This is a genomic window from Kitasatospora sp. NPDC024654 (assembly GCF_055559155.1).
Map to the genome: position 1 here is coordinate 80649 of NZ_JBVHLF010000028.1, position 13846 is coordinate 94494.

General features: G+C 67.7%; 6 protein-coding genes. 2 read left to right on the forward strand and 4 right to left on the reverse strand.

Annotation, left to right across the window (positions count from 1 at the left end; translation table 11 throughout):
- Positions 1-144: 144 nt before the first annotated feature.
- Positions 145-4563: a LamG-like jellyroll fold domain-containing protein gene (locus ACZ38L_RS18690; protein ID WP_465694229.1), complete on the reverse strand. Its 4419-nt coding sequence runs from the start codon at positions 4561-4563 to the stop codon at positions 145-147.
- Positions 4564-4924: 361 nt separating this feature from the next.
- Here ACZ38L_RS18690 and ACZ38L_RS18695 point away from each other — a divergent pair, with 361 nt between their 5' ends.
- Both ACZ38L_RS18695 and ACZ38L_RS18700 read left to right on the forward strand, forming a co-directional pair.
- Positions 4925-12088 carry an HYD1 signature containing ADP-ribosyltransferase family protein gene (locus ACZ38L_RS18695; protein ID WP_465694230.1) on the forward strand — a complete coding sequence of 2388 codons (7164 nt, stop codon included), beginning with the start codon at positions 4925-4927 and terminating at the stop codon, positions 12086-12088.
- Between the two features lies 1 nt (position 12089).
- On the forward strand, positions 12090-12374 hold the full coding sequence (locus ACZ38L_RS18700; protein WP_465694231.1) for a DUF6881 domain-containing protein: 285 nt from the start codon (positions 12090-12092) through the stop codon (positions 12372-12374).
- 353 nt (positions 12375-12727) lie between these two features.
- On the opposite strand, the gene ACZ38L_RS18705 is transcribed toward ACZ38L_RS18700, so the two are convergent.
- The 3 genes from ACZ38L_RS18705 to ACZ38L_RS18715 form a co-directional block, all read right to left on the reverse strand.
- Positions 12728-13189, reverse strand: a complete 462-nt coding sequence (locus ACZ38L_RS18705; protein ID WP_465694232.1) for a nucleotidyltransferase domain-containing protein — start codon at positions 13187-13189, stop codon at positions 12728-12730.
- Complete coding sequence (locus ACZ38L_RS18710; RefSeq protein WP_465694233.1) at positions 13179-13562, reverse strand: hypothetical protein; 384 nt, start codon at positions 13560-13562, stop codon at positions 13179-13181. Before ACZ38L_RS18710 ends, ACZ38L_RS18705 begins: the two co-directional genes overlap by 11 nt.
- 5 nt (positions 13563-13567) lie before the next feature.
- The coding region (locus tag ACZ38L_RS18715) for an IS66 family transposase (protein ID WP_465694234.1) at positions 13568-13846 on the reverse strand (279 nt) is incomplete at its 5' end.

Sequence of the window (13846 nt, forward strand, 5' to 3'; positions counted from 1 at the left end):
AAAACGGGTGGGTGTTGGCTGGTGGGGGGGGGTTTTGCGGGTGGGGGCATCGGGGGGGTGTAAGGCGTGAGGGGGGGGGGGGGTGCGGGGGGGGGCCCCCCCCGGCCCGGCGGCCCCCACCTCCCGTTGCGTCCGGGCTGTATTTCAGGGGTTGGGGTTGTAGGTGCCGGAGTTCCAGATCGAGGTGCCGGCGGTGTTGTAGATGACGAAGTTGTCGTCGTTCTGCACGGCCGCGTAGGCACCGGGGTTGTTGGAGGTCCCCGAGGACCACAGGGGGTTGGCGGCGACGCCGGGTGTGGGGTAGACGACGAGGTTGCCGTCGGTCTGCATGACGGCGTCCGCACCGGGGTGGCCGGAGGTGTTGCTCGACCAGAGCGCGTTGCCGGTCTTCTGGGAGTAGAGCACGAGGTTGCCGTCGGGCTGCATGGTCAGCCGGGTGTTGGCGGAGAACGCGCTGTCGCCGGGGTTGAGCACGGTACCGGGGCTGAGCATCACGCCGATGGTCTGACCGGTCGGAGTGGGGGTGGTGATGGTGTTGGTGACAGGGTAGTTGTAGATGGTCACGTCGCTGATGCTGCCGTTGAAGAAGACACCGTCCGCCGCGTTGTTCAGGTAGCGGCCGAGCACGAGGTTGCCGGTGATGCTGACGGGCTTGTGATAGCCGCCGGCGGCGTAGGCGCCGTTGACGTAGAGCGTCATCTGGCCCGAGTTGGCGTCGTAGCTCGCGGTGAGCTGGGTCCAGACGCCGTTCTGGACGGTGGCTGCGGAAGTGGTGGCACCGGTGGTGATGTCGTACGGGTAGCCGCTGGTGTCGCCGGTGGCCATGCCCATGGTCCATGTCCCGTTGTTGTCCCAGACCATGAAGCCGCTGGTGGTCTTGCCGTCCTGGCTGATCACCACGCCGTTGTTGCTCTGGGACTTGGCCCAGAGGCTGATGCTGAAGGACTTGCTGGTGTCGATGACCTGGCCGGTGGTGCCGGGGTTCGCGCCGGTGACGTCGATCTCCCCCGTGCCGTCGAAGACGGCGACATCGGCGGGCGTGGGAGCAGTGCCGGGCGTGGTGGGGTTGGTTTCGTGTCCCGGGTAGGTGTCGGGGGCGAAGGTGACGCCGCCCTTGACCGTGCCCTGGTAGGTGCCGGTGTTGTCGGCGACGGTGGTGCTGCCGGGGACCTCGTCCAGGTGGAAGCGGGCCGTGGGCGGGCGCAGGTCTCCGAGGTTTACCTGGTTGCCGAATCCGGTTACCGGATGGTTGGCGTCGGTGGCGACACCGGGCCAGTAGACCAGCTTGCCGTCCGTGGTCTGCGCGTACAGGTCGGCGATGTGGTCGCCGCTGAGGTCGCCGACCGAACTGACCAGCGGGTAGTTGGCCACCGTGACACCGGTGCCGATGACCGTCCCCTGAGTGGGGTCGGCCAGTGCGGAGTAGTTGTCGGTGCAGTCGGCGTTCTTGGTGATCGGGTAGGCGAGGATCCGGCCGGTGGTGCGCTCGCGGGCCCACAGGGTGGCCTGGCTCGCGGTGACGGTGGTGCCGTTGCTGGTGCAGGTGGTGGTGCCGTTGGCCGGGCCGGGGGCGATCAGGTCGTAGTTCGACCAGTTGCCACCGGAGAGCTGGTCACCGGTCTTCGAGAGGAGCCGGATGTTGTTGCTGCCGGCGGGGAAGAGCCAGAGTTGACCATTGATCACCGCGATCAGGGTGGTCTTGGGGATCTGTGTGCCGGTGCTCTGGTTGTCAGGGTTTCCGAAGGCGATGACTTGGGTGGCGTTGGACCAGTCGGTGCCGAGGCTGGCCGGGCATCCGCTCGGTTGCACGGTGGGGTCCACGGGCTGCCCGTTGGCGTCCGTGCAGGAGGACAGTGCCGAGGGGTTGTTGCTGCCGTTGAGGTATATCCCGGAGCTCAGGCCGAAACTGCCGCCGCCCTGGTTCGGGTACAGGTGCAGCAGTTTGTCGCCGGCGGCGTGGACGATCAGGTCGTCCACTGGTTCGGATCCGCGTAGCGAGCCGCTGTGGCTGATCTCGACGTTGCCCCAGCTGCCAGTGGGCGAGGTGACGGTCGGACTGGAGATCACGCTGGAGGCGGCGGTACCGCTGGCCCCGCTGATCAGGCGCAGGTTGCCGGCCTGGTCCGGCAGCACGATGTCGGGCAGGTGGTCGCCGGTGAGGTCACCAAAGACCGCGCCGGTGCCCGGCTGCCACGGTGCGTAGTAGCTGTAGGTCACGGGCTGGCTGTAGTTGCCGGCCTGGTCCTGCGCCTGCACGTAGAGGAAGTTGGTGCCCCACTTAGTGGGGGCCGCCGTGTAGCTGGCCTGGTCCTGTGCGTTAGGCAGAAGTACCTGGGTGCTGGTCGTGGTCTGACCATCGCTGCAGTGCCAGCCGGTCACGGGGTTCGGGCTGGTGCTGACTCGAAAGCAGGCCAGACCCGACGCGCGGCCGCCGGCTGGTGCCGGGTCGCTCCCGCTGATCGTGAAGGTGCCGGTTTGGCCGACGTATTTGGCCGGGTTGGGGTTCGGGGTGCCGGAGGGCGGGAAGTCCGTCGAGGTCACGCTGACGGTCGGTGGTGTCAGGTCCACGCTGAAGAAGCAGCTTGACGAGGTCGGTGAGGTGAGCTGGCTGTCGTCGGTGGCCGAGGCGTTGAAGGCGTACAGGTGGCCGTCGGCCAGCGAGCTCGAGGGAAGGTTGACCTGGCCGTTACCGTAGGACGGCGCGGCGGCCCCCGGCGGGTTGGAACTCCAGCCCGCGTCGTTCTGGATGTGGAAGTGGTCGGTGAGGTTGGAGCCGGTTGGCGACCACGAGCTGGCGATCAGCGCGATGTTCTGGTTGGCGCCGATCCAGGCGGGTGTGCTGCCGCTGGACGGGCAGTCGTAGCCGACCGGCGTGCCCTTGCCGTCCCCGTCGTTGGCCAGCCCGGCCTGCGGGCTGGTGCGCGGGTTCCAGAGGCTCGGCGCGATGTCGTAGGTGGTGTTGATCTGGATGTTGCTCTGGACGTGGTGCCGGTAGTACATGTTGGACTCGTCGTCGGGTGCCATGCCGACGGTCCAGTTGGCCCACTTGCCCTGGGCGGCCTGTTGCATCTGCGCGGTGACGTCGAAGCCGACCTGCTGCGTGCCCGACATCCAGGCCGTGCCGATCTTCTGGCAGCCGCCGAACAGCCCGGAGCCGTTGCAGGGCTGGGTGTTCCAGGTGGTGTTGGCGTCGATCGGGCCGGTCCAGAACAGATCCAGCGGGGTGCTGGTGGAGGGGCTGGAAGCGCCGTCGACGTTGGCCAGGAGGGTCGAGCCGTAGACCGTGGGAGGCTGGGGCGCGCCGCCCGGCTGGGTGTAGATCAGGGAGCTGATGCCGATCTGGAAGTAGGCGCGCTCGCGACCGGCAGCAGGGCAGTCGGGGTAGGCGCAGTAGCCCATGCCCAGGTCCTGCTGGGCGGTGGAGTAGTACTTGCTGTTGGGGAGATACTCCTGGACCTGGGTGGCCGCATTCGCGCTGCTGTTCGCGCTGATCGCGGGGTCCAGGTACCAGGGGCCGGTGCCCTTGCCGAAGGTGGTCGGGTCGGGGGTCAGGTCGATACCGGTGTCGCTGGCCTTGACACTGATGGGCGCCTGGACGGCGTATTCACCGGGACCAGCGGGGCTGGAGGCGGTGGACGGTGCGGCGGGATCGGCCGCAGCGGCCCTTGGTGCGGCCATCAGTGTGCGGGCCCGCGCGGCGGGCGCGGCCGGCGCCGTACCGGGCGGCGTCGTCGGGGCGGTGGTGCTGGAGTCCCACTCGAACGGCGTGGGGGCCTGGAGACGGACCGCGCCGGTGGAGTCGGTGAGGCTGACGTTGCCGGCCGCGTCGGTGCTGACGTTCAATCCGTCGGCGGAGATCGGGAAGTGCAGGTCCGCCAGAGCGGGGTTAGCGGCCGCCGCGGCCGTCTTCACGACGATGACGTCCCGCCAGCCGCCGTTGGTCAGCGCGGTGACCTGGAGGTCGACGTCCGGCAGCACGTTGGCGTAGGTCGCGGTGGCGCCGTTCAGCGTCGGTGCGGGCAGCATGAACGGTGCGGTGACGGCGAGCCTCTTGCCGTCCGTGGTGGTGATCGTCGCCAGCGGGCCGTTGCCGCCACCGGACAGGGAGAGCCCGTTCGAGGTGGCCGCAGGACTGACGGTGCCATCGGTGTTCTGGTGCAGCGACGCGTCCAGGTCGATCCAGCCGCCGCCGCTCTTGGTGCGCACCGGGAGGGAGTCGGCCGCGGTCGTCAACTTGCCGTCCGGCGCGACCGTGGTCTGCGAGGTCTCGGTGGTCAACGCGTCGACCACGACCGGCTTCCCGGTGGACTGGGCTTGGAGCCTGGCGTTCAGGATGCCTTGGAGTTCGGGCGTCAGCCCCGGGGGCGGCGTGGTGGCGGTGTCCGCCGGCGTGACTGCGGTGCCGTTCGGGGCCGGTGAGGGCGTCGCGGCCTGGGCGAACGGAGCGTTGAGGCTTGCCAGGCCGAGCGCACTGGTGGCGGCGAACGCGACCAGACGGGGGATGTGTCTGCCTCGCCTGATTGTGGGCCGTCGGGCGCCGGACAGAGGTCGCCAATAGGACATGAAGTCTGCTCAATCTTTCCTGGGAGTGTGCCCGCTCGATCCGGATGGATCTCCGCGTGAAACCTGATGGTCTCCCGGCGGACTGACAGGTCGAACTGTACTTATGTGCATATATCCTGACTGTGTATCTGTCGGTTCGGTAACGATCGCACTGAGTGGTGATCAGCAGTTCCGATTTGCACCACTATGCACCTCTCAGGCGACCTTAAGGTTTCTCACGCAATCGCTTAAATGTGCGATCGCGAAGAACTCTTGAGTATCTGGAGAAACCGTGAAGCAGTGGCGGCTACAGACGCCAATGGGACGATGGTGGTGGGGGGTGAGACACCGATGGTTGAGCCTCTTCACTCTCCTGACGGTGTTGACCTCTCTGTTGGCGGCGCCGTCCGCCGAGGCGATGGCCGCACACCGGCCGCACGGGAAGGTGTGGAAGCCGAAGATCTCACTCGGGTCGGGGCAGAAGGCGGTGAAGGGCACCAACCTGGTGCCGTCAAAGCCGAAGGCGCCGCAGTTCCCGGTGCCGGGGACGTACAAGCCCTCGGCTCCCACGTCGCCGTCGGGGACGTCGACGGTGACACTGGGCGGGGATGCCGTCCAGGCCGGCCAACTGCCGGTCAAGGTGGCCGCCGGGAACGGTGACACCGGACATGCGGTCACGGTCCAGGTGACCAGTGCCACTCAGGGCAAGGCGGCCGGAACGACCGGCCCGATGGTGGCACTCTCGGACACCGGTGGTGCCACGGGCGGCACGGTCAAGGTCGCATTGGACCTGAAGACCCTGCAGGACTCGGTGAACACCGACCGGACACATCTCGTGGCGCTGCCGGCTTGTGCGCTGACCACCCCGCAGGAGGCGGCCTGCCAGAAGCAGACGCCGGTGGCGTCCAGCGTGGACCCGAAGACGGGCGTGTTGACCGCCGAGGTCGCGCTGCCCCGGGGGCCGACCACCGCTCCCACCGTGAACGCCTCCCACGGCGCGAGCCAGGCGGACTTCGTCCAGGCCTCGGCAACGACTGCTGCGCCGATGGTGCTGGCGGCGACCACGGCGCCGTCCGGTACGACCGGGAACTACACGGCCACCTCGCTCTCGCCGTCGAACTCCTGGAGTGCCGGGTCGAACGTGGGTGGCTTCACCTACTCGTATCCGATCCAGACGCCGTCGTCGATCGGTGGCAGCGGCCCGGATGTCGCGCTCTCGTACGACTCCTCGGCGGTGGACGGCAAGACCTCGTCGCAGAACGCGCAGGCGTCCTGGGTGGGTGAGGGCTGGGACTACCAGCCGGGTTTCATCGAGCGCTCCTACCAGGGCTGCATCAACGACGGCATCACCAACTCCGGTGACGAGTGCTGGGCGGGGCAGAACGCCGTGCTGAACCTGGGTGGCCACTCGGGCACGCTGGTGCGTGACGACGCGACGGGCATCTGGCATCTGCAGGGTGACGACGGCTCGAAGGTCGAGCAGCTGACCGGTGCGGCGAACGAGGCGCACAACGGTGAGTTCTGGCGGGTGACCACGTCGGACGGGGTCCAGTACTACTTCGGTCAGAACCACCTGCCGGGCGGCAACCACAGCGACCCGGCGACCAACTCGGTGGAGTACGAGCCGGTCTACTCGCCCAAGAGCGGCGACGACTGCTACAACTCCTCGACGGGCTCCTCTTCCTTCTGCCAGGAGGGCTGGCGCTGGAACCTCGACTACGTCGTGGATCCGAACCAGAACCTGACCACCTACTCCTACGCGCAGGAGACCAACTACTACAGCCGTGGTGGCGGCCAGAACAACGGCACCGGCACCCTCACCCAGTACGTGCGGGCCGCCGAGGTCACCCAGATCGCCTACGGTCAGCGGCTGCCGGACCAGCTCGCGGCGAACGGTACCGCGAGCCCGGGGGCGAAGGTGCTGTTCACCACCTCCGAGCGGTGCACCGCCTCGGGCAGCGTCACCTGCACGACCGCGCAGCGCACCAGCGCGAACCAGGTCAACTGGCCCGACTCCCCGCTGGACCAGGCCTGTGCCTCGTCGGGGACCTGCACGAACTACTCGCCGACCTTCTGGTCGCCGTTGATGCTCTCCACGATCAGCACCCAGGTGCTGGTCGGTTCCTCGTACACGACGGTCGACTCGTGGGCGCTGAAGCACACGTTCCCGGATCCGGGGGACGGGACCAAGCCGGCGCTGTGGCTGTCCTCGATCCAGCGGACGGGGACGGACGGCCAGGCGGCGGTGACGCTGCCGGCGGTGACGTTCACGCCGCGTGAGCTGCCGAACCGGGTGGACGGGCTGACCCCGGCGGAGCCGGCGTTCTACCGGCCGCGGATCCAGCAGATCACCACCGAGACCGGTGGCCAGATCAACGTCAACTACTCGGCGCCGCAGTGCTCCCGGGTCAACAACACGATGCCGTCCTCCGAGGACGGCAACACCATGGCGTGCATGCCGGTGCACTGGTACCTGCCCGGCTCGTCCTCGACGAACCCGGTCGCCGACTGGTTCAACAAGTTCCTGGTGACCTCGATCGCCGAGCAGGACCCGGTGACCGGGCCGTCGATGGTCAAGACGACCAGCTACACCTACAACGGCCCGGCCGCCTGGCACCGCAACGACGGTGAATGGACCGACCCGAAGACCCGCACCTGGGATGACTTCCGCGGCTACCAGTCGGTGACCACCATCACCGGTAGCGGGAACCCGGGCGAGGCGCCGCAGACCGAGCAGGTCGCCACGTTCATGCGGGGCATGAACGGCGACTACCTCGCCAACGGAACCACCCGCAGTGTCACCGACACCTTCACCCCGTACCCGGGTGCGACCCCGGTCACGGTGACCGACGACAACTGGCGCTCGGGCACCGTGCTCGGCAGCCAGCAGTACAACCAGCTGAACGGTTCGGTCGTGCAGGCCTCGGCGACCGTCGCCACCGGTCCGGTGACCACCGCGACCCACGTCCAGCAGAACGGCATGCCGAACCTGGTCGCCCGCTACGACGCGACCAGCACCACCGACACCACCTGGGCCCAGCTGGCGAACGGCTCCTGGCGCACCACCAACAAGGTGACCACGCTGGACCCGACCAACGCCGACCGTCCGGTGACGGTGGACGACAAGGGCGACGGCACCGCCGCCACCCCGGAGATCTGCACCACCACCAGCTACGCGACCGGCAGCAACCCGATGATGCTGGAGCTGCAGTCGCAGTCGCGGGCGGTCACCGGTCCGTGCGGCACCACGCCGAACGCGACCAACACCGTCTCCGACAACCGCACCCTCTACGACGGCCAGCCCTTCGGCCAGGCCGGCGCGCTCGGCGAGCCGACCACGACTCAGGCCGTCAACTCCTACGACGGCAACGGACAGCCGCAGTACGTCACGCTGACCACCTCGTCCTTCGACGTCTACGGCCGGGTGCTCTCGGCCGCGGGCCCGGACGGCGCGACCACGCTGACCGCGTACACCCCGGCCACCGGCGCACTGCCGACGAAGGTCACCACGACCGGGCCGATGGGTGCCGCCTGGGCCAACACCAAGACCATGGACCCGGGCCGCGGCCTGCCCCTGGTCGCCACCGACGCCAACGGCCACGCCACCACCGAGCAGTACGACGGTTTGGGCCGGCTGGTCGCGGTGTGGCAGCCGGACCGGGCGACGAGCCTGTCGCCGAACGACAAGTTCTCCTACGCGGTCAACGGCCTGACCGGTCCGTCGGTGGTCACCTCGCAGACGATCAACGAGGACGGCAGCTACCAGACCAAGAACGAGCTGTACGACGGTCTGGGCCGGCTGCGGCAGACCCAGTCCAGCACGGCGACCGGCGACGCCGGGCGCCTGATCACGGACACGGTGTACGACTCGCACGGCTGGACGGTCAAGACCTCCAACCCGTACTACGACAGCACTACCCAGCCCAACGGGACGATCTTCGCCCCGCAGGACTCGCAGGTCCCGGGCCAGACCTGGACCACCTACGACGGCATGGGCCGACCGGTCACCAGCGCGTTCGTCTCCTACGGGCAGCAGCAGTGGACCGCCACCACCGCCTACCCCGGCGCCGACCGCACCGACGTCACCCCGCCCCAGGGCGGCACGGCGACCAGCACCTTCACCGACGCCCGCGGCAACACCACCCAGCAGTGGCAGTACCACACCGCCACGCCCACCGGTAACGCCACTGACGCCGACATCACCACCACCACCTACACCCCGGAGGGCAAGCCGCTCACCCGCACCGACTCCTCGGGCAACACCTGGACCTACGGCTACGACCTGCGCGGCCGCCAGACCACGGTCAACGACCCCGACACCGGGATCAGCACCAGCACCTACGACAACAGCTCCCAGGTCACCTCGACCACCGACGCCAAGGGCAACACCCTCGCCTACACCTATGACCTGCTGGGTCGTAAGACGGGGATGTACCAGGGCAGCGTGGCGCCGGCGAACCAGCTCGCGGGCTGGACGTACGACACCTTGGCCAAGGGCCAGCTGACCTCCTCCACCCGGTACGTGGGCGGGGCCTCGGGCAGTGCCTACACTCAGGCGGTCACCGGCTACGACGCCATGGACCGCCCGCTCGGCGCCAGCACCACCATCCCCTCCACCGAGGGCGCACTGGCCGGCACCTACACCACCACCAACAGCTACTCGCCCGTCCTGGGCCTGCTCAACTACACCGACCTGCCCGCGGTGGGCGGCCTGCCCGCCGAGGAGGTCGACTACCTCTACAGCAACACCGGCCTCATGATCGGATCGGGTGGTAACAACACGCTGGTCACCGACGTCCAGTACGACGTCCTCGGCCGTCCCACCCGCACCACCGTGGGCGACTGGGGCACGCAGGTGGTCTCCACCCAGAACTACGACTGGGCGACCGGACATGTCGTCAGCTCCCACCTCGACCGGCAGACCGGCACCACCTCGCTCGACCAGACCTCCTACACCTACAACCCCTCCGGTCAGGTCACCTCGGCGAGCGACCTGCAGAACGCGTCGGCGACCGACACCCAGTGCTTCACCTACGACTACCTGGGACGGCTCACCAACGCCTGGACCGACACCGCCGGCACGAGCACGAAGGCGGCGCCGTCCGTCCCGGGCATCGGCGGCTGCACCAACAGCAGTGGCCCGGCCATGACCGGCTCGCCGGCCAAGCCGAGCGTCGGCGGCCCCGCGCCGTACTGGCAGAGCTACACCTACGACGCCACGGGCAACCGCACCTCGCTGGTTCAGCACGACCCCAGCGGCAACACCGCCAACGACACGACCACCACCCAGACCTTCGGCGCACCCAAGTCGGTCAACACTCCGACCAACGCGCCGAACACGGGCGGTGGCACGGGTGGTCCGCACGCCCTGCTGGGCACCACCACCACGTCGGCCTCCGGTACCAGCACCTCGTCGTACCAGTACGACGCCCTGGGCAACACCACCGCGGTTACCGACACTACCGGCACCACGACGCTGACCTGGAACGGTGAGGACCAGCTCGCCTCGGTCACAAAGACCGGACAGTCGTCCGGAACCTCGTACCTGTACGACGCGGACGGCAACCAGCTGATCCGCCGCGACCCCGGCCAGACCACCCTCGAGCTCGGCGCCGACGAGCTCACACTGAACACTGCCAGCGGCTCGATGTCCGACGTGCGCTACTACGACGCACCCGGCGGCATCACCATCACCCGGGTCACCGCCGCCACGGGCGGCGGACAGCTCGTCTACCAGGTGGCCGACCCGCACGGCACCAACGGCGTCCAGATCGGCACCGACACCGCCCAGACCGTCACCCGACGCCCCACCGACCCGTTCGGCAACCCGCGCGGCACCCAGCCCACACCGAACACCTGGGCCGGCGACAAGGGCTTCGTCGGCGGAACCCTCGACCCCTCCACCGGACTCACCAACCTCGGAGCCCGCGAATACGACCCCGTCCACGGACGCTTCCTCAACCCCGACCCACTGTTCACCCCTGACGACCCACAACAGTGGAACGGCTACGCCTACAGCGACAACACCCCCGTCGACGCCAGCGACCCCACCGGCAAGCAGCCGTACTCCAACGAGGGCGGTAGCGGCGGTCCCACCTGGTGCAGTCCTTTCGCGGCCGGCCCATGCGGTGAGATGCCCTGCTACGGCGTCCCCTGCACCGTCGCCGCGATCCAAACCACTGCCGCCACCACCCCCAGCAACGGCAACGGCAACGGTGGCAGCGGCTCCCACGGTGGCACCGCCCACCACGGTGGTGGCGGAGGCGGCGGTGCCAAGGCCGCCACGGGCAACGCCCGCGGCACCAAGAAGTGCAGCACCTACGACCTCTGGTGCCACGGCAGCAACGCCGTGAAACGAGCCGAAAACTACACCACCGACCACCCCGTCGCCCGCGCCCTACTCGTCACCACAGTCGAAACCGTCGCAGGCACCTTCTGCTACGGCGCCGGTGCAGCCGGAGGCCTGGAAACTGGCGGGGCCAGCGCAGTAGCGGCCGCCGCAGGCTGCGGAGCAGCAGTCGGCGCCCTAGGCGCAGGCCTGAACAACATGCTCGACGGCAACACCGACCACTCCGTAGGCGCTCTAGCCACACAGATGGCCGTCGGCGGAGCCGCAGGCGCGATCACCGGCGCCGGCAGCGAGGCAGCCGCCGGTCTGATCAGCGGCGCCAGGGGCCTGTCCTCTGACGCCGAGGGGTTGTCGGGCGGGGGCTGCCCGACCAACAGTTTCCTGCCGGGCACCAAGGTGCTCCTCGCCGACGGCACCACCAAGCCCATCGAGCAACTCACCACGAGCGACTCCGTCATGGCCACCGACCCTCAGACCGGTGTCACCAAGGCCGAGCCCATCACGGACGTCATCACCACCCCCAACGACCAGGAGTTCACCGACCTCAAACTGACCACCCCCGCTGCCGCCCCGGCACTCACCCTCGCCGCCTCCGCCCACACGGCCGCCCCGACCACCAGCATCACGTCCACCCAGCACCACCCGTACTGGGACGCGACCACCGACCGCTGGACAGGCGCGGCGGATCTCAAGGTCGGCGACCACCTCCGCCTGCCCGACGGATCGGTCGTCACTGTCACGTCAGTCCGCAACTACGAGACTGCCCCTCAGGTCACCCACAACCTCACCGTCGACCAGCTCCACACGTACTATGTGCTGGCAGGGGCCACGCCGGTCCTGGTCCACAACTGCAATGACGAGATTCCGGATGTCCTGCATCACTACACCAATGAAGCGGGACATGATGGAATATTGGCGAGCCAAGAGCTTCGCCCGTCCACCCAAGCGGCGAACCCAAACGACGCCAAGTTCGGCGATGGTCAATATCTCACCGATATTGCGCCTGGGACAAAGAGGCCGGGGCAGCTATCCGCCGCCTTCTATCGAGTGCCCTGGCTGGGGAGAAAGGTCTCGCACTATATTTCGATCGATGTGCGTGGGCTGGATGTGCGTCAGGGTAGGCCAGGAGTGTTCTATATACTCAACGATGGGCCTCTCGATCTCACTGGGCGCATCGTTGGGTCTGGAAGGAACTAGCGTGAGATACGTCAGGGTGGCATGGAGTCACGATCTTGAGGATGAGCCGATCCTCTATCTGAGTGAGCTTGGCGAAGACGAATACGAGACCCGGAAGATTCAATTCTTTCGGGATGGTAGGACTGAGTGGGCGGACAAATTGCATGAGACGGCAAGTGTCGGTCTTTCTGAAGTCGCTTTTCCGCTCGATCTTCGAGAAATCTCTGACCAGCCGGAGTTTGATGCTGCAGAGATAGCGCCAGAAGAGTTCGAGCGGGAGTGGATCAAGGCTCGTTCTGCAGGATGAATTAGCCAAGGCCCGGCGAGTGCTGTGGAGTAGCTTCGCGGCCTCGTCACGTAAATCCGTCACCGCTAATTTGGATAGCGCGAGCAAATGAGAAGCCCCGCCAGGAACACTCTGGCGGGGCTTCTCAGGCATCTGACGGCAGTAGTTGACGGCAACGTCAGCGGACAGGTGCTGCACAAAGCGGCGGGTCGTCGCTGTCGTCGGGGTTGGTGGCGGCCTCGAACGGCTTGCCGAGGGTGCGGCTGAGGAGGTCGATGGCGTCGCGCTGGAGGCGGAGCCGGACGTGTAATGGTGACGTCGGGTATTGGAACTGTCCGAATGCCCCTTGAGTCAGCCGTTCGGTGCCGAGGTCGTCACGATCGGCAGGCCCGGATCAGGGAGGCAAGGATGGCCCCCGGGTCGTGTAGGGGGCGGGCGCCGTCGGTGACGACTCGGCGTGTGCCGGGATCGACCGGGTTCGTCTGCGCCCAGTCGGGGTGCCCAATGTTGATCTCGACTTCCAAGCCTGATCCCGTGGCAAAGCGTCGTTCGCTGATCGGTCCCCATGACTGGGTTCTGATCAATTTGCCGAGGGCGAGCTCGTCAGCCCATGTGTTGTCGGAGTACTGGGACTCGTCTGTCGTGAGGAGGACGAGGTCAATGTCGGAGTCGGGTCGTGCGGCATTGCGAGCGCACGACCCGACGAGGAGGAGGCCGACGACATCGAGGCGGTCTGCGGCCCACTGTGTGACACGGTTGATGATCTCTTCTGCTTCGGCAACCCGTTCCGGTGAGATCCCCGGCGGCTTACTCGCTGGCTGGTCGTCACGGTGCATCGTGTTGTTGCCTTCCGGGTGGGTAGCGGTGGCTGACTTCGGCTGCGTAGTTGGCCCAGTCGCCGGCGGAGAGACGCTGCCAGGCGACGGCGACGTCGGTGTGTATGCCCAGGGTGCGGGCGAGGATCGCGGCGGGGATCTCGGTGGCGAGCTGGAAGAGCGCGGTGCTACGGGCCTGGTTGGGTCGGATCCCGAGCTGGTTGAGCCGCTGGGTGAGTTGCGTGGTGCTGATTGGGCGTCCGGGCTGGCCTCCGGGGAAGAGCCAGGGCGACGGCGCCAGTGCCCCGATGGTCGCGTGACCCTTGCGGTTTGCTGCGACGGCGCGTGCGAGCGCGGCTACTGGCTCGGGGGGCTCCCCCAGAAGTGTGGACACCAGTGCTATGCGGCGAGTGCCAGCATAATTGGTGACTGGTTTGGTGGTGAGATCGGGGTGGGGATCCAGGCTCCTCGGCCGTCGAAGAGCCGGGTGATGGCGTCGAGCAGGTTGCGGCCCTGCTTGGCGGCGGTGGATAGGTAGCCGCGCACGGCGAAGAAGCGCTCGGCGCCGAGTGCCGTGCGCCAACCGCCGGAGATCTTCTGCTGGATCTTGGCCATCCGGATGGCTTGCTCGGATGTGTTGTTGTCGAAGGGCACCCGCCAGTCGAAGGCGAACCGGAG

Bases quoted from the DNA above. Each gene is read 5' to 3' on its own strand.
- ACZ38L_RS18690 (WP_465694229.1), bottom strand. From the start codon at position 4,563: ATGTCCTATTGGCGACCTCTGTCCGGCGCCCGACGGCCCACAATCAGG.
- ACZ38L_RS18705 (WP_465694232.1), bottom strand. From the start codon at position 13,189: ATGCACCGTGACGACCAGCCAGCGAGTAAGCCGCCGGGGATCTCACCG.